The following is a 19,097-nucleotide window of genomic DNA, read 5'->3' on the forward strand; positions in this document are numbered from 1 at the left end:
CCCCAGACCCAGCCGCGGCTCCCGCCCGCGCCCCCGGCCTCCGCTCCCGCCACGCCGCCCGTCCCTCCGGCGCACGCCGCTCCGGCCGCGGCGCCGGAGCCGGCGATGGCGGCCTCCGGCGGCGGCGCCTGGCCGCCGGCCCCGCCGACCGTACCGGCCTGGGGCGAGCCCGTCCCCGCGCAGCCGGCCGCGCCGCGCAAGCGCTCCGGCGGCCTCGTCGCCGCCGTCCTGGTGGCGGCGCTCGTGGCCGGCGGCATCGGCGGCGGCATCGGCTTCTGGGCCGCCGAGCGCGAGGACGGCGGCACGGCGTCCACGACGGTCTCCTCGGGCGAGGCCCCGGCGTCCTTCAAGCGGGAGCCGGGCACGGTCGCCGCGGTCGCCGCGAAGGCGCTGCCGAGCGTCGTCACCATCCAGGCGAAGTCGGGCGACTCCCAGGGCGACGGCGGCACCGGCACCGGCTTCGTCTACGACCAGCAGGGCCACATCGTCACCAACAACCACGTGGTGGCCTCGGCGGCGGAGGGCGGCACCCTCTCCGCGACCTTCTCGGACGGCAGGACGTACGACGCGGAGGTCGTCGGCCGGGCCGAGGGCTACGACGTGGCCGTGCTCAAGCTGAAGAACCCCCCGAAGGGGCTGAAGCCGCTGCCGCTCGGCGACTCCGACAAGGTGGCGGTCGGCGACTCGACGATCGCGATCGGCGCGCCCTTCGGCCTCTCCAACACGGTGACGACCGGCATCATCAGCGCCAAGAACCGCCCGGTGGCCTCCGGCGACGGCGGCGGCAGCAACTCGTACATGAGCGCCCTGCAGACCGACGCGTCGATCAACCCGGGCAACTCGGGCGGCCCGCTGCTGGACGCGAGCGGCGCGGTGATCGGCATCAACTCGGCGATCCAGTCGACCGGCGGCGGCTTCGGCCAGTCGCAGGCGGGCTCGATCGGCCTCGGCTTCGCGATCCCGGTCAACCAGGCGAAGACCGTCGCCGAGCAGCTGATCAAGACCGGCAAGCCGGTCTACCCGGTGATCGGCGCGACCGTGAACATGAACGACAGGGGCGAGGGCGCGACCATCGCCGAGCAGGGCGCGGGCGGCACGGCGTCGGTGACGCCGGACGGCCCGGCGGCCAAGGCGGGGCTGCGGGCCGGTGACGTGATCACGGGCTTCGGCGGCCACCCGATCGACAGCGGCCCGTCGCTCATCAGCGAGATCTGGACCCACAAGCCGGGCGACTCGGTGGAGATCACCTACGAGCGCGACGGCAAGGAGGCGAAGACGACGGTGGTCCTCGGCGAGCGCACCGGCGACAGCTGACCCACGCGCGCGTGGAGCACGTCCCCGGCGCCGGGCACCCCCCGGCGCCGTCCCGTCGCCGCCCGCCCCGCCTTCCACCCGGTACGCTGGTGCCCGCTCCGGCCCAAGCGGACGGGAGCGCAGGTGGGTTGCCCGAGCGGCCTAAGGGAACGGTCTTGAAAACCGTCGTGGCGCGAGTCACCGTGGGTTCAAATCCCACACCCACCGCAGCGGATGAGAAACAGCAGGTCGGAGGGCGGTCCCGGGTTCCGGGGCCGCCCTCCGGCGTATGTCGCGGCGGGACGGTGGGCCGTGTGAGGTGCCGGAGGAGGCTGTCGTGGTCAGGATCGTGCTCGTGCAGGGGGACATCACCGCCGAGGCGGTGGACGCGGTGGTCAACGCCGCGAACTCGTCGCTGCTCGGCGGCGGTGGGGTCGACGGGGCCATCCACCGGAAGGGCGGCCCGGAGATCCTCGCCGCCTGCGAGGACCTCCGCCGGTCGCACTACGGCAAGGGCCTGCCGACCGGACGCGCGGTCGCGACGACGGCCGGGCGGCTGCCGGCGCGGCACGTGATCCACACGGTGGGGCCGGTCTGGTCGGCGGACGAGGACCGTTCCGCGCTGCTGGCCTCCTGCTACCGGGAGTCGCTGGCGGTGGCCGACGGACTCGGAGCCCGTACGGTCGCCTTCCCCGCCATCTCCACGGGGATCTACGGCTGGCCGATCGACGACGGCGCGCGGATCGCCGTCGAGGCCGTCCGGGCGGCCGGCGCCGCGGGGACGAAGGTCGAGGAGGTGCGCTTCGTGCTCTTCGACGCGACCGCGTACGCCGCTTTCGAGGCCGCTGTGGCGGCCGAGGGGTAGTCGCCCCTCCTGGCTGCCACGTCGATCCGGGTCGACCCGCAGCCGCCCCGAGGCCGGTTCGAAAGTCTGCGCTACTCCTTCTGGGGCTGTTCGAAGCCGGGTGGCTCCGTCGCGCCGCCTCGCGTCCGGTTTGTCGGGGGTTCTGGCGAAACGCTTCCTCTCTTGCGACGTAACGGATCCGGGGGGCGCCGGCCGACCCCTGTCCTCCTGACCTGGAGGTTTCTCCGGGGTGGAGGGTTTATCGGCTTGTCCTCACGCTTGCGGGGGAATCGGGGGCTCCGGGGTGGTTCGCCGGGGATTCGGTGGGCAACTCTGGATTCGCGACGTCGAGCAGAAAACGACCGGGGCGGTCGGCCAACTTCCCTGGTCAAGGCCGGAGTTCACGGCCTTCCTTCAGAGATCGATCATTCCGTGCACAGCAGACTGGCTTCAGTTCCCGGAGGAACAGACATGGCAAGCATCCGTACCGCCCGCATCGCCGCCGCCGTCGCCGCCCTGCCGCTCGCCGCCGCCCTCTTCGGCGGAGTGGCGCAGGCCGACAACGGCGGTTTCGCGGACGACGGATCGAACACCAGCGTCGCCACCATCATCGGCAGCGGCGTGGGCGGCGACAACAACGGCAACTCGACCACCACGCAGCAGGTGGCGACCGGTTCCGGTGCCTCCAACCAGAACAACACCGCGAGCGTGAACGGCTCCGCGTTCACCCACATCTCGCAGGCGAACAACACGGTCAACTTCCACCCGTGGTGGTGACGACCCCACGGGGCCGGCCCGAGGGGGCGTGACCGCGGTGTGAACGGCGGCCCGCGCGACGGTACTTCGGTACCGGACGCGCGGGCCTTCTCCGCTTTCCAGGAGCCGGGGGGCAGCGCTTCCAAGGAGTCGGGGGCAGCGCTTTCCAGGAGTCGGGGGCGGCGGCATCCTTGACACGACGAACGCATCTGACGGACAGTCAGAAACCCTCGTCGTCGCCCCGGGAGGCCGTCCCGTGCACCTCGCCCCGACCGAGCGGCAGCTCCGGCTGCGCGCCGAACTCCGCGCGTACTTCCGCGAGACGATGCCCGACGGGCCGCCGCCGGCGACCGACGGCGCCGCGCAGCGCCGGCTGCTGCGGCGGATCGGGGCGGACGGGCTGCTCGGCCTCGGCTGGCCGGAGGAGTACGGCGGGCAGGGCCGCGGCCCCGACGAGCAGTTCGTCTTCTTCGACGAGGCGTACCGGGCCGGCGCGCCCGTCTCGATGGTCACGCTGAACACGGTCGGCCCCACCCTCATGCGGTACGGCACCGAGGAGCAGAAGGCCGTCTTCCTGCCCCGGATCCTGCGCGGCGAGTGCGTCTTCGCGATCGGCTACAGCGAGCCCGAGGCCGGCACCGACCTGGCGTCGCTGCGGACGCGGGCGGTGCGCGACGGCGACTCCTGGGTGATCGACGGCCAGAAGGTCTTCACCTCCAACGCGCAGAACGCCGACTGGATCTGGCTCGCCTGCCGCACCGACCCCGAGGTGCCGCCGCACCGCGGCATCTCCCTCCTCCTCGTCCCGACCGACGCCCCCGGCTTCTCGTGGACGCCGATCGAGACCGTCGGAGGGCTCACCACCACCGCGACCTACTACGACGGGATCCGGGTCCCGGCCGGGAACCTGGTCGGCGAGGAGAACGGCGGCTGGGGCCTCATCACCGAGCAGCTCAACCACGAGCGCGTCGCCCTGGCCGCGATCGGCATGCAGGCGGAGGAGTTCTTCACCGCTGCCCTCGACCGCGCCCGTACACCCGATCCGGTGACCGGGCGGCGCCGGATTGACGAGCCGTGGGTGCGGATCCGGGCGGCCGAGGCGCACGCCCGGCTGGCCGCGACACGCCTGCTGAACTGGCGACTCGTCGGGGACGTGGGGGCCGGCCGGCTGTCCCCGGGGGACGCCAGCGGCGTGAAGTTCGCGGGAACCGAATCGGCGGTGGAGGTGTATCGAATATGTCAGGAAATCGCGGGTGACGCGGGGACGGTGCGAGCGGGATCGCCGGGGGAGCGGGACGGCGGCGAGCTGGAGCGCATGAACCGCGCCGCCCAGATCAACACCTTCGGGGGAGGGGTGAGCGAGGTGCAGCGGGAGATCGTCGCGCGGGCACGGCTCGGCATGAAGGGAAGGGGGCGGCGGTGAGCGGGGACGGGCAGGAGGAGCTGTACGCCCGGCTGAAGGCGTACGAGGGGCGGCCGGCCGCGACCGGCGGGCGCGGCAAGGACCCGGTGAACCTGCCGATGATCCGGCACTGGTGCGAGGCCATGGGGGACGCGCACCCGGCGTACCGGGGACCGGACGCGGTGGCGCCGCCGACCATGCTCCAGGCGTGGACGATGGGCGGGCTCTCCGGGCACGAGGACCGCTCGGAGGCGTACGGGGAGCTGCTCGCCCTCCTCGACGGCGCCGGGTACACCTCGGTGGTCGCCACCGACTGCGAGCAGGAGTACCTGCGCCCGCTCCGGCCCGGCGACGAGATCACCTTCGACGCCGTCGTCGAGTCCGTCTCGCCGCGCAAGACCACCCGGCTCGGCACCGGCCACTTCGTGACCACGCGGATGGACGTCCGGGCCGGCGGCGAGCTCGCCGGCACCCACCGCTTCCGGATCCTCAAGTACGCCCCCGCCGCCCGTCCCGCGCCACCGCCGGAGCGGCCCCGGCGGCCCCGCCCGGTGATCAACCGGGACAACGCCGGGTTCTGGGAGGGCGTCGCCGCCCACCGGCTGCTGATCCAGCGGTGCACGGCCTGCGGCACGCTCCGCTTCCCGTGGCTGCCGGGATGCCACGCGTGCGGGTCGCCCAGGTGGGAGACCGTCGAGGCGAGCGGGGACGGCACGGTCTTCTCGTACGTGGTCATGCACCACCCGCCCTTCCCCGCCTTCGACCCGCCGTACGCGGTCGGGCTGATCGAACTGGCCGAGGGCGTCCGGATGATCAGCGACGTGGTCGGGGTGCCGTACGACAAGGTCCGGATCGGGATGCCGGTCCGGCTGGAGTTCCAGCGGGTCGACGACGAGCTGGAGCTGCCCGTCTTCCGCGCCGTGGACCGGCCGGACACCGGGGGAGGGGAGCGCTGACATGAACTTCACGCCCACCGAGGAGCAGCAGGCCGCGCGGGAGCTGGCCGCCCGGATCCTCGGCGACCTCGCCACGCACGAACGGCTCGCCGCCGCCGGCGGCGGCACGGACGCCGAGCTGTGGAAGGCGCTGTGTGACGCCGGACTGCCCGCCGCCGTCGAGGAGATCGGCCTGCTCGGCCTCGTCCTGCTGCTGGAGGAGCAGGGCCGGGTGACGGCCCAGGTGCCGCTCGCCGCGACCGGGGTGTACGGGATCCTCGCCGTCGCCCGGCACGGCACCGGCGAGCAGCGCGCCCGCCTGCTGCCGGGGCTCCGCGCCGGGACGGCCGTCGCGACCGGCGCCTTCCCGGCGAGCGGCGCGGTCACGGCGCGGGACGGGCGGCTCACCGGGGCCGTCACCTGGGTGCCCTGGCTGCGGGACGCCGACCACGTCCTCGTCCCGGACGCGGACCGGACGCTGTGGCTGGTGCGGGCAAGGGACGCCGAGGTCGAGCCCGTCGAGCTGACCGCGCCCTGGTCGGCGGGGCGGCTGGTGCTCGCCGGGACGCCCGCCGAACGGCTCGGCGACGGGACCGGCACGGGCGCGTACGAGGACGTGCTGGCCGCCGCCCGCACGGCCTTCGCCGGTCTGCAGGCGGGCGTCTGCGCCGGTTCGCTGGCGCGGGCCGTCGCGCACACCTCCGTACGGGAGCAGTTCGGGCGCCCGCTGGCCACCCGGCAGGCGGTGCAACTGCGCGCCGCCGACGCGCACATGGACACCGAGTCCATCCGGGTCACCGCCTACGAGGCGGCCTGGCGGTCCGACGCGGGGCTGGACTGCGCCGGGGCGGCCCTCACGGCCGCCTGGTGGGCGTCCGAGGCGGGCAAGCGGGTCGTGCACAGCGGCCAGCACCTGCACGGCGGCACGGGCGCCGACCTCGACCACCCTGTCCACCGGCACTTCCTGTGGGGCCGGCAGCTCGACGCCTACCTGGGCGCCGGCACCGAACTCCTCGCCGAACTCGGCGATCTGCTCGCGAAGGGGGAGACGGCATGACGCCGCCGCAGGCCGGGGACGCGCTGCCGCCGCTGGAGATCCCGGTGACCCGCACGCTCGTCGTCGCCGGGGCCGTCGCGTCCCGCGACTACCAGGACGTGCACCACGACGCCGAGGCCGCCCGGGCCAAGGGCTCCCCGGACGTCTTCATGAACATCCTCACGACCAACGGCCTCGTCGGCCGGTACGTCACCGACCACTTCGGCCCGCACGCCGTGCTCCGCAAGGTCGCCATCCGGCTCGGCGCCCCCAACCACCCCGGTGACACCATGGTGTTGACCGGCACCGTCGCCGAGGTGACGGACGGCCCGGACGGCACCGCCACCGCGCTCGTGCGCGTCACCGGGGCCAACGGCCTCGGCCACCACGTCACCGGCACGGTCACCGTGGAGGTGCCCCGATGAGCCTGCGCCACCCCGACGGCCTCGGCGGCCGGGCCGCCGTCGCCGGCATCGGCGCGACCGCGTTCACCAAGGACTCCGGCCGCAGCGAACTGTCCCTCGCCGTCGAAGCGGTGCGGGCCGCCCTCGACGACGCCGGGCTCACCCCCGGCGACGTGGACGGGCTGGTCACCTTCACCATGGACACCAACCCCGAGATCACCGTCGCCCAGGCGGCCGGCATCGGCGAGCTCTCCTTCTTCTCCCGCGTCCACTACGGCGGCGGCGCGGCCTGCGCCACCGTCCAGCAGGCCGCCCTCGCCGTCGCCACCGGCATCGCCGAGGTCGTCGTCTGCTACCGGGCCTTCAACGAGCGGTCCGGCCGCCGCTTCGGCTCCGGGGTGCAGCAGCGGGAGCCGTCCGCCGAAGGCGCGGCGCTCGGCTGGCAGCTGCCGTTCGGGCTGCTGACCCCCGCCTCCTGGGTGGCCATGGCCGCCCAGCGCTATCTGCACGCGTACGGGCTCGCTCCGGAGGTCTTCGGCCACGTCGCCGTCACCGACCGCCGCCACGCGGCCACCAATCCCGCCGCCTGGTTCCACGGCAAGCCGATCACGCTCGCCGACCACGCCGCCTCCCGCTGGATCGCGGAGCCGCTCCGGCTCCTCGACTGCTGCCAGGAGACCGACGGCGGCCAGGCGATCGTCGTCACCACCCCCGAGCGCGCCCGCGACCTGCGGCACCCGCCGGCCGTCGTCCTCGCCGCCGCCCAGGGCGCGGGCCGCCGGCAGGAGGTCATGACCAGCTTCTACCGGGACGGGCTGACCGGACTGCCCGAGATGGGGGTGGTGGCCCGGCAGTTGTGGCGGACCTCGGGGCTGCGGCCCGCCGACATCGACGTGGGCATCCTCTACGACCACTTCACCCCGTTCGTGCTCATGCAGCTGGAGGAGTTCGGGTTCTGCGCGCCGGGCGAGGGCGGCGACTTCGTCGCGGCGGACGCGCTGCCGCTCAACACCCACGGCGGGCAGCTCGGCGAGGCGTACCTCCACGGCATGAACGGCATCGCGGAGGCGGTACGGCAGGTGCGGGGCAGCGCGGTGAACCAGATACCCGGCGCGGCCCGCGTCCTGGTCACGGCCGGCACCGGCGTCCCCACCTCGGGCCTGGTACTGGGCGCGGACGGCTGACAGCCGCGGGGGCCGCAGGGGCAGGGATGCGGAGGGCGGGGTTCCCCGGCGGGACCCTGACGCTCGGCTGATGGCGGCTCCACCCAGAGGAGGTGGGGGCGGCCCGACGACTCCGACCTGAGAGGGAGCCGGGTTCGGGACCTGGGGCCGATCCCTCCGGCACCCCTCCGCTCCTAGCGTGGAGCCATGACTCCGCCACCCACTGGCCCCGTCTGCGCCGGCGCCTCGACGGCCGTCACCCGGCCCGCAGAGCGCACGGCCCCGCGCACGTCGCCGCGTCCGGGCCCGCGCCCGTTCGCGTACCCCTCGTTCTCCTCGTTCGTGAGGGCGCGCGGGCCGCTGCTGCTGCGGACCGCCCGCTCGCTGACCGCGAACCCGAGCGACGCCGAGGACCTGCTCCAGACCGCGCTCGCCAAGACCTTCGTGGCCTGGGAGCGGATCGAGGACCACCGGGCCCTCGACGGGTACGTGCGCCGGGCGCTGGTGAACACCCGCACCTCGCAGTGGCGCAAGCGCAAGGTCGACGAGTTCGTCTGCGACGAGCTGCCCGAGCCCGCTGGCCTGCCCGAACCGGACCCGGCCGAGCGCCAGGTCCTGCACGACGCCATGTGGCGCGCCGTCATGCGGCTCCCCGAGCGGCAGCGGCAGATGGTCGTCCTGCGGTACTACGAGGACCTGAGCGAGGCGCAGACCGCCGAGCTGCTCGGGGTCTCCGTGGGGACGGTGAAGAGCGCGGTCTCCCGCGCCCTCGGCCGCCTCCGCGAGGACCCGGACCTCACGGCGGGCGTCGCGGCCTGAGGGCGGGCGTCGCAGCCTCACCGCGGGTGTCTCGGCCCGACGGCCCGCGCCGTCAGCGGTGACGCCCCTGCCCGGCAGGTGAGGGGCGCCGGCCCTCCCCGGCGCCCCCTCCTCGCCGCTTCCGCCAGCGATCACTGGCAATTTCCGTACTCCCGGGTAGTGACATACCGCGCGGTACGTGCGCAGAATCTGCACATCCTTACTGCCACGTAGCGCCCACCGGGAGGACGCCCCGTGTACAGCACCATGCAGGACGTACAGCTCACCATCAGCCGGATCCTCGAACACGGCAGGCGGGTGCACGGCAAGTCCACCGTCACGACCTGGACCGGCGAGCCGGAGCCGCACCGCCGCAGCTACGCCGAGATCGGCGACCGCGCCGCGCAGCTCGCCAACGCGCTGCGCGACGAGCTCGGCGTCCAGACCGGCGAGGCCACGGCGACGCTGATGTGGAACAACGCCGAGCACGTCGAGGCGTACTTCGCGATCCCTTCCATGGGCGCCGTCCTGCACACCCTCAACCTGCGGCTCCCTCCCGAGCAGCTGGTCTTCATCGTCAACCACGCCGCCGACCGCGTCGTCCTCGTCAACGGCTCGCTGCTGCCGCTGCTCGCCCCGCTTCTGCCGCACCTGCCGACGGTCGAGCACGTCGTCGTCGCCGGCCCCGGCGACCGCTCCCTCCTGGAGGGCGCCGCCCCGCGCGTCCACGAGTACGAGGAGCTGATCGCGGGCCGCCCGACCACGTACGACTGGCCCGAGCTGGACGAGCGCGCCGCCGCCGCCATGTGCTACACCTCCGGCACCACGGGCGACCCGAAGGGCGTCGTCTACTCCCACCGTTCGATCTACCTGCACTCCATGCAGGTCAACATGGCCGAGTCGATGGGCCTGACCGACCGCGACACGACCCTGGTCGTCGTCCCGCAGTTCCACGTCAACGCCTGGGGCCTGCCGCACGCCACCTTCATGACCGGCATCAACATGCTCATGCCGGACCGTTTCCTCCAGCCCGCCCCGCTCGCCGAGATGATCGAGCGCGAGAAGCCGAGCCACGCCGCCGCCGTCCCCACCATCTGGCAGGGCCTGCTCGCCGAGGTCACCGCCCACCCGCGCGACCTCTCCTCCATGAAGCAGGTCACCATCGGCGGGGCCGCCTGCCCGCCCTCCCTCATGGAGGCGTACGACCGGCTCGGCGTCCGGCTCTGCCACGCCTGGGGCATGACGGAGACCTCCCCGCTCGGCACGATGGCGCACCCGCCGGCCGGGATGACGGCGGAGGAGGAGTGGCCGTACCGCGTCACCCAGGGCCGGTTCCCCGCCGGCGTCGAGGCCCGGCTCGTCGGCCCCTCCGGCGAGCACCTGCCGTGGGACGGCGAGTCGGCCGGCGAGCTGGAGGTGCGCGGCACCTGGATCGCGGGCGCGTACTTCGGCGGTGTCGGCGCGGAGCCGATCCGGCCCGAGGACAAGTTCAGCGAGGACGGCTGGCTGAAGACCGGCGACGTCGGCGTGATCAGCCCCGACGGCTACCTCACCCTCACCGACCGGGCCAAGGACGTCATCAAGTCCGGCGGCGAGTGGATCTCCAGCGTCGAGCTGGAAAACGCGATCATGGCGCACCCGGCCGTCGCCGAGGCCGCCGTCGTCGCCGTCCCGGACGAGAAGTGGGGCGAGCGCCCGCTCGCGACCGTCGTCCTCAAGGAGGGCGAGACCGCCGACTACACGACCCTGCGGGACTTCCTCGCCACCGAGGGCGGCATCGCCAAGTGGCAGCTGCCGGAGCGCTGGGCGCTCGTGCCGGCGGTCCCGAAGACCAGCGTCGGCAAGTTCGACAAGAAGGTGATCCGCCGGCAGTACGCGGACGGCGAGCTGGAGGTCACCCAGCTCTGACGGGACCGGAGCGGTGAAGCGGAGGGGAGGGTCGAAGCGACCCTCCCCTCCCCTCAGTTGGTGCCGATCTTCGCCAGCAGGTCGACGATCCGGGCCTGGACCTCCGGGGTGTTGGCGCGCTCGGCGAGGAAGAGGACGGTCTCGCCGGAGGACAGCTCCGGCAGCTTCGCCTCGTCGAGGTCGGCCGAGGTGTAGACGACCAGCGGGGTGCGGTTGAGCTGTCCGTTCGCCCGCAGCCAGTCGATGATCCCGGCCCGCCGGCGGCGCACCTGCATGAGGTCCATGACCACCAGGTTCGGCCGGGTCTCACCGGCCAGCGCCACCGCCTCGCTGTCCGTGGCCGCCCGTACCACCTGCATCCCGCGCCGCTCCAGCGTGGCGGCGAGCGCGCCGGCGATGTGCTCGTTCTCCTCGATGACCAGGACCCGCGAGGGGTGCTGCTCGCTGTCGCGCGGCGCGAGCGCCTTGAGCAGGACGGCGGGATCGGCGCCGTACGCCTCCTCCCGGCCCGCCTGGCCGAGCCCGGCCGCGAGCAGCACCGGCACCTCGGCGGCGACGGCCGCCTGCCGCAGCGACTGGAGCGCGGTCCGGGTGATCGGCCCGGTCAGCGGGTCGACGAAGAGCGCGGCCGGGAAGGCGGCGATCTGCGCGTCGACCTCCTCGCGGGAGTGCACGATCACCGGCCGGTAGCCGCGGTCGCTCAGCGCCTGCTGGGTGGTGACGTCCGGCGCGGGCCAGACGAGCAGCCGGCGCGGGTTGTCGAGCGGCTCCGGGGGCAGTTCGTCGTCCACGGGCAGCGGGGTCGGCCGGTTGACGACCTCGACCGCGCCCCCGGGCCCGTCGAGCGGCTCGGGCCCCTCGGCGGAACCCTCCGCGGGCGCCCCTATCGCGTACGCGCGCCCCCGCCCCTCCGAGTCTGCGGCGGGCGCGGCGGGCACCGGCGCGGGAACAGGTCCGGGCATCGGAGCCGGTGCCGGAGCCGGTGCCGGGGCGGGCGGGTCGAGCTCCGGCGGCGTCGCGAGCTTGCGGCGGCGTCCCGAACCGCTCGACGGCGCGGCGACGGGCGTCCCGGCCTGCGCCGGCGGCGCGAACGGCACGCCCTGCCCGAGCGTCCGCACACTGAACGCCCGCCCCTGCGTCGAGTCCTTCGGCACCGAGGCCGCGCCGGGCGCGGAAACGGGTGCGGGTGCGGGAGCGGCCTTGGCGTGCGGCATCGGCAGCTCGGGAGGCAGCGGTACGGAACCGGTGCCGGTCCCGTTCGCCGGCGTCGCGGTCGTCGGCGTCGGCGTCGTCGCCGTCGTCGCCGGAGTGGGCGGTACGACCCCGGGGGCGGCGCCCGGCACGAGACCGGCGGGCGGAACGGGCCCGGCGGGCGGAACGGGCGGCACCGGGCCGGCGGGAGCGGGCCCGGCCGGGGCGGGGTGCGGCTGCGGCGGCGTGTGGCCGGCCCCGGCGGGGACGTCCCGTACGGCTACGTGCCCCTGCTCCTCCGGTACGGCGGCGGGTACGGCCTCCGGGCCGTCCTCGCGGTCGGTACCGGCCGGCGGCAGCGCGAATGGGGTCCGCGGGCCGGCCTCGGCCGCCGCCGCACGCTCCTGCGCGGCGGCCAGCGCACGGCGCCGGCGCCCGGTCGGACGCTCGCTCCCGCCCGGCTCGCCGTGCACGGCGACCACGCCGCCCTGCGGCGCGGCCGGCAGAGCAGGCGCGGGCGCGGGGGTCGACGGTTCGACGGCGACGCCCTGCGGCGGCACGGCGGCACCGAGCGCGGCCCGCTCCTGGGCGCCCTCGGCGGCGGTCACCACGGAGCCCTCCGCCGGGCGGCCCCGGCGGCGTCCGGTCGGCTCGACGCCGGAGGACTGCTGGGCGGGGATCAGTTCGGCGGGTCCCGCGGCCTCTTCCGTACGGGCGCGGCGGCGTCCGCCACCGGTGGCCGGCAGGGCCATCGCCCCGGCACCGTCCTCCGGCGCCGTCGGGCTCTCCAGGAAGGCGTCGGTCGACGGGCGCCGGGCCCGGCGCCGGCCGGAACCGCCCGAGGTCCCGCCGTCCGCGGCACCGGACGGCTGCGCGGGCACCTCCGGCACCCCCGCCGACGGCACGGGCGCGCCTGCCGACGGCACGGGCGCGCCCGCCGGAAGCCCAGGACCCCCCGCCGGAACCCCAGAGCTCCCCGGCGGCAGCCCGGGCATCCCGCCCGGCTCGCCCCGCCCGGAACCACCGGCCGCCTCCACGGCCTTGGCCGCGGGCTCCAGTTCCTTCGCGCCCCCGCGACCGGAAGCCGCACCGGCGCCCGCGCCAGCAGCCGCAGCAGCGGGAACGGTTCCCCGGCCCGCGCCGATCGGCACCTCCAGCACGTACGCGCCGCCGCTCGTCCCCGGCACCTCGTGGGTCTGCACGACACCGCCGTGCGCCGACACGATCCCGCGCACGATCGGCCCGTGGACCGGGTCGCCGCCCGCGTACGGGCCGCGCACCTCGATGCGGACGACGTCGCCGCGCTGCGCCGCCGCGACCACGATCGTCGAGTCGGCGGGGGCGCCCTGCGCCGAGGCGCGGGTCTTGCCGGTGGCGTCCACCCCGGCGACGTCGGCGACGAGGTGGGCGAGCGCGGTCGTCAGCCGGCCCGCGTCGACCTCGGCCTCGATCGGCGGCGCGTGCACGGCGAACTGCGCGCGGCCCGGCCCGATCAGCTCCACGGCCGCGTCGATGCCGCCGGCCACGATCTCGTCGAGCAGCGCGACCTTCCGGTCCAGCTGCTCCTCGCCGGCGTCCAGGCGCTGGTAGCCGAGGACGTTGTCGACGAGCGCGGTCATCCGGGCGTACCCGGCGACGAGGTGGTGCAGGACCTGGTTGGCCTCGGGCCACAGCTGCACGCCGTCGTCGGCGGCCAGCGAACCCAGCTCGGTCCGCAGCTCCTCCAGCGGCCCGCGCAGCGACTCGGCCAGCACGGCGGTCAGCTGGGCGTGCCGGGCGGCGAGGGCCGCGTACTTCTCCGCCTGCGCCTCGCGCTCGGCGGCGTGCCGCTCGGCCCGGTCGGCGAGCTCGGCCGCGTGCTTCTCGGCCAGCTGCTCGTACGGCCGGCGGTCGGTGAACGTCATCACCGCGCCGACCAGCTGGTCGCCGTCCCGCACCGGCGCCGTCGTCAGGTCGACGGGCACCCGCTCGCCGCCCTTCGACCAGAGCACCTGGCCGCGCACCCGGTGCTTGCGCCCGGACTTCAGGGTGTCGGCGAGCGGGGACTCCTCGTACGGGAAGGGGGTGCCGTCGGCGCGCTTGGCGAGGATCAGCGGGTGCAGCTCGGCGCCGCCCAGCTCGCCCGCGCGGTAGCCGAGGATCTGCGCGAAGGCGGGGTTCACGAGGACGACCCGGCCGTCGGTGTCCGTGCCGACGACGCCCTCGGAGGCGGCCCGCAGGATCATCTCGGTCTGGCGCTGCGAGCGGGCCAGCTCGGCCTCGGTGTCGACGGTGCCGGTGAGGTCGCGGACCACGAGCATCAGCAGCTCGTCGCCGGTGTAGCCGCTGTAGGAGTCGTACGCCTCGCGCCCGTCCTCCAGGCTGGCGCTGGTGACCTCGACCGGGAACTCGCCGCCGTCGGTACGGCGGGCGATCATCCGCATCGGCTTGGTGCGGCCCCGCTCGTCCGCGGGATCGGGGCGGCGCATCGAGCCGGGGATCAGGCGCGAGTCGAAGTCCGGCAGCAGGTCGAGCAGCCCGCGCCCGACGAGCGCGGTGCCGGGGGTCTCGAACATGCCGAGGGCGATGGTGTTGGCGTTGACGACCGTGCCGTTGCAGTTGACGAGCACGAGACCGTCGGGGAGGGCGTCGAGTATGGCTGCGAGGCGAGCAGCGCCTCGGGATGGCCTGCTGCTCACGACGACGCTTCCTCCCTGACGCCTGCAATTGCCCGCGCGCTGTGCCCGCGGTGTGCGCCGCCCGGCATGTGCCGTGACGGCGGGCCGGCCCCATCTTGCCCCTCGGGCGGCGGCCCTGTCACTGAGGGAGTCTAACGGCGCCCCCGTCCGTCAGGCCCGGACGCTCGGAAGGAGGGGTTCCGCGTTCTCCCAGCGGTCGATCTCGCAGCCGTTCGCCCGGGAGAAGCGGGCGTCGATCCGGCGCCCCTGCCAGGTGCCGGTCACCTGGGCGGTGACCGGCCCGCCGAACTCCTGGGTGCACATCCGGTCCGCCGGCACCGGCGCGAAGGGGTTCTCCCCGGCGCGCGCGAAGCCCTCCAGGCGCTCGCACGCCCGCTCCGCCGCCGGGTGGTCGCCCGCCGCCCGCCCGTCGCAGGTCAGCGTCCAGCTGCCGTCGGCCTCCGGGTTCCCGCTCCCGGAGACGGTCACCGTCAGCGAGTCGGGCGGCGAGATCAGCGGCAGCGGCGGCAGCGGCACGGCGGAGGCGGCGCCGGCGGAGACGCCGGCGAGCCCGGTGACGAGGACGGTGGCGAGAACGAGGCGGCGCAGCGGCATGGAACGACTCCGGGAAGACGGGACGGGGTACGAGGCGGGAGCCGGGCCCGGACGCGAGCGAACCGCGCGGGAGCCCACCCCTCCTCTAACGCTCCGGCCCGGCGGGCGTTGCGCAACCGGGGTACGCCGGGCGGGGGGCGCACGCGGTGCGGGGACGCGCCGAGCCCTTTGCCGTGGGCCCCGCCCGCCTAGTACGGTGAAAGCGATTGGTGACACGAGGCTCGCCTGTGTCATCATCTGCACGCACCGTCCGCGCATGCGCGGGGGTGCGAGGAGGCGTCGCCTAGTCCGGTCTATGGCGCCGCACTGCTAATGCGGTTTGGGCTTTATCGCCCATCGAGGGTTCAAATCCCTCCGCCTCCGCCCCACAGGAAGCCCCGGCCCCACGGCCGGGGCTTCCGCCGTTCCCGCCCCGCCCGCCGCCACACCACCTGTGACCCCGGTCTCTTTCGGCACCCCCAGCCCCGTTCCACCCCCTGGAACCCCCGGCTCCACCCCACCGTCCGCCACCGCCCCCGAGCGCGTTTCCGCAGGTCAGAGGGGGTGGGCTAATCGGATTTCACAGGACGGCGGCAGTCATGTAATGTTCTTCCTGTCGCCGGGACAGCGGGCCGAAAGGGCCGGGAAACGGAGACGAGAACAAAAGAACAAGCACTCGTAGCTTAACGGATAGAGCATCTGACTACGGATCAGAAGGTTGCAGGTTCGAATCCTGCCGAGTGCACACAGGCAAGAGGCCCGGACGATAGTCCGGGCCTCTTGCGTTGCGTGGTGCGTCTACGTGGCGGAGGGGGAGTTCCTGCGCGGGCGGGGCGGGCGGTGGCGGAGGGTGTGGAGGAGGGCGCCCAGGGCGAAGGACTGGATCAGGGCGCTGAGGGTGACGCCGGCGGCGAGGGTCCAGAGCGGGGCGTCCAGGCCCCAGGTCGCCTGGGTGAGGTTCGTGGCCAGGAGGGAGAACGGGGCCGTGAGGAGGAACGGCCAGATGCCGACGATGCCGGGATCGCCGAAGACGGCCGCCGCCGTCTCGAACGCGACGGACGCGCCGACGAGGCCCAGGTACGCGGCGGAGGCCGGGTTGGCGAAGGTCAGGCGGAGCAGGGTGCGGGCGTTCATCGATTCCCCTGGTGACGTGGTGACGTGGTGACCTCATGGTGGGGGCGGGGGCGCCGGGGGGCTTGAGTAGCGGTACTCAGGGCGGGCGGCTCGGGTGCGGGGGTCGTGGGGCGTTGCCAGCGGCCGGGTGCGTGGGGTTAGGTTCGGGTGATCGTATTTTTTGACGGAAAAGTGGGGGTAGGGCCATGGCGCTCTTCGGGAACGCGCACGCGATCGACCCGGCGCAGGCGCAGCAGGACTACGCGCGGCTGCTCGGGCAGGGGGAGCAGGTGCACGCCGCGTACCTGCTGATCCGCGACGTCATCTTCTTCACGGACCGGCGGCTCGTGCTCGTCGACAAGCAGGGCATCACCGGCAAGAAGGTCGAGTACCACTCGGTCCCGTACCGGAGCATCACGCACTTCGCCGTCGAGACGGCCGGCACCTTCGACCTCGACGCCGAGCTGAAGATCTGGATCTCCGGCCAGGCGCTGCCCGTCACCAAGACGTTCACCAAGGGCGTGGACATCTACGAGGTGCAGGCGATCCTCACGCAGTTCGTCGCCCGCTGAGCGGTGCGCCGGCCGGCCTGAAGGTGAAGGCCCCGGGCGGCTCCCCGCCCGGGGCCTTTCCCGTTCGCCCAGGGCTCTCTGTCCACCCCGGGCCTTTTTTGTTTGCCCGGAGGTTTCCCCTTTCGGGTGAACTCCACCGATCTGCATGTCAGTTGAATATGCCTTCGGCTTAGCGTGCCGGTGGAGGTGATGATCGTTGGACGCGATCGACATCGATGACTTCGTACGGGCCGCCGCCGGAGGCCGGCTGCGGCGGCTGACCGCCGTCGACGGGGCGCACTGGTTCCCCGTCGTGGACGTGGCCCGGAGGCTCGGGTACGCGGGGCCGCGCGAGGCGCTGCGGAGCGTGGCGCTGCCGGCCTGGTGCCTGGCGCCGGCCCGGGAGCTGGCGCCGAGCCCGGACATACTCGCGCGCAGCGGCATCCGCGGCACCGCGCGGATGGTCAGCCTCCCCGGCCTCGTCCAGCTCGTCACCGCCTGCCGTTCGCCCGAGGCCGGGCCGTTCCGGACCTGGGTGGGCGAGCTGGTGGCCGAGGTGCAGCGGCACGGCTGCTACGGACTCGAACCCGCCCCGGCCCACGACGGGTTCGTGCTGCCGCCCGAACTCGTCGACGTCCTCGTCCGCCTGGAGGGGCAGCTCGACGAGAGCGCCGCGGGCCTCTCCGGACAGACCGGCTACGCGGAGCTGTTGCGGGAGACGCGGCTCAGCCTCTCAAGGGTCGCCGACTCCCTTGAGCGCACCTTCGCCGTCCCCCGGCAGCGCGGCGGCGAGGAAGGACCCCGGCTCAGCGCGCAGGAGCTCGTCGAGTCCTGGGAGATCAGCGGCGACATGCGGGCCGTCGCCAGCTTCCTCGCCCCCGCCCTCGTGCGCGGCGGCGTCCGCTGCCGGCCTCAGGACGTCACCCGCCGCACCGGGCTCTCCGGCGAGCGCGTCCGCGACTGCGTCCGGCTGCTCATCGAGCGGGGCTGCATGCGGGAGGTCGGCGACCCCGGACCGGACGGGACCCGGATCTACGTCCTGCCCTGACGACGTGGGGGATCCGTGGGACGGCGAGGGAGGATGGGGAGCGCGGGGAGGCGTACGTGGGAGGCGGGACGGGCGTGTGGCGGAGCGGGGGCGTCGGGTGGAGCGGGGGCTCGCCCGGACTGCGCTGGTGGGGCGGGCGGGTGAGTCCCGTCGGGTACGGGCAGCCGCTCGGCTTCCGGGCCGTCGGCGGCCGGCTCTGCGCGGGCGCGCGGGGCAACGGCTGCCCCGTCGGCGCGCCGGTGCCCGGGCGGTCCACCGGCGGACTGTGCCCCGACTGCGCGCGCCTCGACCGCGCCCACTCCGTCGCCGCCGACACCTTCGCCGACGACCCTCGGCCCTACCGCGTCTACCTCGCCTGGTTCGGGCCCGGCACCGTCAAGGTCGGCATCACCGGGGAGCACCGGGGCGCCGCCCGGCTACGCGAACAGGGCGCCGTCGCCTTCTGCTGGCTCGGCCGGGGGCCGCTGATGGCCGCCCGGCGGACCGAGGAGGTGCTGCGGCAGGCGCTCGGCGTGCCCGACCGGGTGGCGTACGAGCGCAAGCGGGCGCTGCGGGTCGGGCTGCCGGACGCCGGCGCCCGGGCCGCGGAGGTCGAGGAGCTGTACGGGCGGGCCCTCGGCGTCGGCGGCTGGCGCGAGACGCTGGAGGCGCTGCCGTTCACCGCGTACGACCACGGGGAGCTCTTCGGGCTGGGCGGGCTGCCCGCGCTCGACGGGACCGTCACGGAGCTGGTCGAGGGCGGGGTCGTCACCGGCCGGGTGCTCGCCGCTGCCGGTCCCGATCTGCACCTGGGCGATCGCGGTGGGCGCCATCTGGTGCTCGACGGGCGGCTGCTCGGCGGCTGGGGGCTCGAACGGTGCGGGGCGGACGACGCCTGGAGCGTGCCGGTCGGCGGCGCGCCGGCGGCCGGGAGCCACGCGGGCCAGGAAGGGCTGTTCTGAGCGCGCGGGTCCGTCCTTCGTAAAGTCTTGGATCCCTTCGGCCGGGAGCCGTGGACACGGTCCCGTCCGTCCGGCGAGGGTGACCGCATGACGCAGAAGCCGATCTCCGGTCTCGAACCCCCCTACTACACCGCCGTGTTCACCTCCGTCCGGCCCGACGCCCCCGAGGGGTACGCCGACACCCTCGCCGAGCTGCGCGAACGGGTCGCCGGCGTGCCCGGCTTCCTCGGGTACGAGTCGGCCCGTACGCCCGGCGGCCTGGGCATCACCGTCGCCTACTTCCGGGACCTGGAGGCGCTCGACGCCTGGCGCCTGGACCCCGCGCACGCGGCGGCGAAGCAGCACGGGCGGGAGCACTGGTACGAGGCGTACAGCGTCCACATCGGGAAGGTCGAGCGGAGTTACGGCCATGAGCGCGGGTGACGTGAACGCGGGTGGCGAGAGGGTGGGCGACGTGAACACG

The 19,097-nt window shown here is 74.6% G+C and carries 17 protein-coding genes and 3 tRNA genes; 17 read left to right on the top strand and 3 right to left on the bottom strand.

What is annotated here, in order from left to right:
- From ACFVQZ_RS26020 to ACFVQZ_RS26070, 11 genes are all read left to right on the top strand, one after another.
- A partial coding sequence (locus ACFVQZ_RS26020) for a S1C family serine protease (protein WP_383626515.1) occupies nucleotides 1–1,314 on the top strand: 1,314 nt, incomplete at its 5' end.
- A 122-nt stretch (nucleotides 1,315–1,436) separates the two neighbouring features.
- Nucleotides 1,437–1,521: transfer RNA gene (locus ACFVQZ_RS26025), tRNA-Ser, on the top strand.
- Between the two features lie 109 nt (nucleotides 1,522–1,630).
- Complete coding sequence (locus ACFVQZ_RS26030; RefSeq protein WP_030493855.1) at nucleotides 1,631–2,158, top strand: O-acetyl-ADP-ribose deacetylase; 528 nt, start codon at nucleotides 1,631–1,633, stop codon at nucleotides 2,156–2,158.
- 450 nt (nucleotides 2,159–2,608) lie between these two features.
- Nucleotides 2,609–2,914 (top strand): hypothetical protein, encoded by a 306-nt coding sequence (locus tag ACFVQZ_RS26035; protein WP_030493856.1) that lies wholly within the window; start codon nucleotides 2,609–2,611, stop codon nucleotides 2,912–2,914.
- 235 nt (nucleotides 2,915–3,149) lie between these two features.
- Entirely contained in the window at nucleotides 3,150–4,316 is a 1,167-nt protein-coding gene (locus tag ACFVQZ_RS26040; protein ID WP_030493857.1) for an acyl-CoA dehydrogenase family protein, read from the top strand.
- On the top strand, nucleotides 4,313–5,251 hold the full coding sequence (locus ACFVQZ_RS26045) for a bifunctional MaoC family dehydratase N-terminal/OB-fold nucleic acid binding domain-containing protein (RefSeq protein WP_383626519.1): 939 nt from the start codon (nucleotides 4,313–4,315) through the stop codon (nucleotides 5,249–5,251). Before ACFVQZ_RS26040 ends, ACFVQZ_RS26045 begins: the two co-directional genes overlap by 4 nt.
- A 1-nt stretch (nucleotide 5,252) precedes the next feature.
- The gene (locus ACFVQZ_RS26050; RefSeq protein ID WP_383626522.1) at nucleotides 5,253–6,287 is read left to right on the top strand and encodes an acyl-CoA dehydrogenase family protein; all 1,035 of its coding nucleotides are present in this window, start codon (nucleotides 5,253–5,255) and stop codon (nucleotides 6,285–6,287) included.
- Nucleotides 6,284–6,691 (top strand): MaoC/PaaZ C-terminal domain-containing protein, encoded by a 408-nt coding sequence (locus ACFVQZ_RS26055; protein ID WP_030493860.1) that lies wholly within the window; start codon nucleotides 6,284–6,286, stop codon nucleotides 6,689–6,691. Before ACFVQZ_RS26050 ends, ACFVQZ_RS26055 begins: the two co-directional genes overlap by 4 nt.
- The gene (locus ACFVQZ_RS26060) at nucleotides 6,688–7,854 is read left to right on the top strand and encodes a lipid-transfer protein (protein ID WP_383626525.1); all 1,167 of its coding nucleotides are present in this window, start codon (nucleotides 6,688–6,690) and stop codon (nucleotides 7,852–7,854) included. Before ACFVQZ_RS26055 ends, ACFVQZ_RS26060 begins: the two co-directional genes overlap by 4 nt.
- 186 nt (nucleotides 7,855–8,040) lie before the next feature.
- Nucleotides 8,041–8,652 carry a SigE family RNA polymerase sigma factor gene (locus ACFVQZ_RS26065; RefSeq protein ID WP_030493862.1) on the top strand — a complete coding sequence of 204 codons (612 nt, stop codon included), beginning with the start codon at nucleotides 8,041–8,043 and terminating at the stop codon, nucleotides 8,650–8,652.
- Between the two features lie 234 nt (nucleotides 8,653–8,886).
- A complete protein-coding gene (locus tag ACFVQZ_RS26070) occupies nucleotides 8,887–10,539 on the top strand; it encodes a long-chain fatty acid--CoA ligase (protein ID WP_030493863.1) in 1,653 nt (550 codons plus the stop codon).
- Nucleotides 10,540–10,592: 53 nt separating this feature from the next.
- Here ACFVQZ_RS26070 and ACFVQZ_RS26075 read toward each other — a convergent pair whose 3' ends face one another.
- Nucleotides 10,593–14,408 carry a PAS domain-containing protein gene (locus ACFVQZ_RS26075; protein WP_383626529.1) on the bottom strand — a complete coding sequence of 1,272 codons (3,816 nt, stop codon included), beginning with the start codon at nucleotides 14,406–14,408 and terminating at the stop codon, nucleotides 10,593–10,595.
- Between the two features lie 150 nt (nucleotides 14,409–14,558).
- Nucleotides 14,559–15,002: an SSI family serine proteinase inhibitor gene (locus ACFVQZ_RS26080; protein ID WP_383626532.1), complete on the bottom strand. Its 444-nt coding sequence runs from the start codon at nucleotides 15,000–15,002 to the stop codon at nucleotides 14,559–14,561.
- A gap of 272 nt (nucleotides 15,003–15,274) precedes the next feature.
- Here ACFVQZ_RS26080 and ACFVQZ_RS26085 point away from each other — a divergent pair.
- Nucleotides 15,275–15,365, top strand: a tRNA-Ser gene (locus ACFVQZ_RS26085).
- A gap of 288 nt (nucleotides 15,366–15,653) precedes the next feature.
- Nucleotides 15,654–15,726, top strand: a tRNA-Arg gene (locus ACFVQZ_RS26090).
- A gap of 53 nt (nucleotides 15,727–15,779) precedes the next feature.
- On the opposite strand, the gene ACFVQZ_RS26095 is transcribed toward ACFVQZ_RS26090, so the two are convergent.
- Entirely contained in the window at nucleotides 15,780–16,115 is a 336-nt protein-coding gene (locus ACFVQZ_RS26095; RefSeq protein WP_383626535.1) for an SCO4225 family membrane protein, read from the bottom strand.
- A 185-nt stretch (nucleotides 16,116–16,300) separates the two neighbouring features.
- Between ACFVQZ_RS26095 and ACFVQZ_RS26100 the strand changes: the two genes are divergently transcribed.
- The 4 genes from ACFVQZ_RS26100 (at nucleotide 16,301) to ACFVQZ_RS26115 (ending at nucleotide 19,057) form a co-directional block, all read left to right on the top strand.
- On the top strand, nucleotides 16,301–16,666 hold the full coding sequence (locus ACFVQZ_RS26100; protein WP_030493867.1) for a PH domain-containing protein: 366 nt from the start codon (nucleotides 16,301–16,303) through the stop codon (nucleotides 16,664–16,666).
- Nucleotides 16,667–16,862: 196 nt separating this feature from the next.
- Nucleotides 16,863–17,693 (top strand): BRO family protein, encoded by an 831-nt coding sequence (locus ACFVQZ_RS26105; protein WP_030493868.1) that lies wholly within the window; start codon nucleotides 16,863–16,865, stop codon nucleotides 17,691–17,693.
- Between the two features lie 56 nt (nucleotides 17,694–17,749).
- Entirely contained in the window at nucleotides 17,750–18,634 is an 885-nt protein-coding gene (locus ACFVQZ_RS26110; protein ID WP_030493869.1) for a DUF2797 domain-containing protein, read from the top strand.
- Between the two features lie 87 nt (nucleotides 18,635–18,721).
- Nucleotides 18,722–19,057, top strand: a complete 336-nt coding sequence (locus tag ACFVQZ_RS26115) for an antibiotic biosynthesis monooxygenase (RefSeq protein WP_030493870.1) — start codon at nucleotides 18,722–18,724, stop codon at nucleotides 19,055–19,057.
- Nucleotides 19,058–19,097: the final 40 nt, after the last annotated feature.

This window comes from Streptomyces sp. NPDC057854 (assembly GCF_042797055.1).
In the GTDB taxonomy this organism is placed as follows: Bacteria; Actinomycetota; Actinomycetes; order Streptomycetales; family Streptomycetaceae; genus Streptomyces.

Excerpts from the sequence above, each read along its gene's own strand:
- ACFVQZ_RS26080 (WP_383626532.1), bottom strand. The coding sequence starts at position 15,002 with ATGCCGCTGCGCCGCCTCGTTCTCGCCACCGTCCTCGTCACCGGGCTC.
- ACFVQZ_RS26050 (WP_383626522.1), top strand. The coding sequence starts at position 5,253 with ATGAACTTCACGCCCACCGAGGAGCAGCAGGCCGCGCGGGAGCTGGCC.
- ACFVQZ_RS26065 (WP_030493862.1), top strand. The coding sequence starts at position 8,041 with ATGACTCCGCCACCCACTGGCCCCGTCTGCGCCGGCGCCTCGACGGCC.
- ACFVQZ_RS26100 (WP_030493867.1), top strand. The coding sequence starts at position 16,301 with ATGGCGCTCTTCGGGAACGCGCACGCGATCGACCCGGCGCAGGCGCAG.
- ACFVQZ_RS26055 (WP_030493860.1), top strand. The coding sequence starts at position 6,284 with ATGACGCCGCCGCAGGCCGGGGACGCGCTGCCGCCGCTGGAGATCCCG.
- ACFVQZ_RS26060 (WP_383626525.1), top strand. The coding sequence starts at position 6,688 with ATGAGCCTGCGCCACCCCGACGGCCTCGGCGGCCGGGCCGCCGTCGCC.
- ACFVQZ_RS26095 (WP_383626535.1), bottom strand. The coding sequence starts at position 16,115 with ATGAACGCCCGCACCCTGCTCCGCCTGACCTTCGCCAACCCGGCCTCC.
- ACFVQZ_RS26115 (WP_030493870.1), top strand. The coding sequence starts at position 18,722 with ATGACGCAGAAGCCGATCTCCGGTCTCGAACCCCCCTACTACACCGCC.
- ACFVQZ_RS26035 (WP_030493856.1), top strand. The coding sequence starts at position 2,609 with ATGGCAAGCATCCGTACCGCCCGCATCGCCGCCGCCGTCGCCGCCCTG.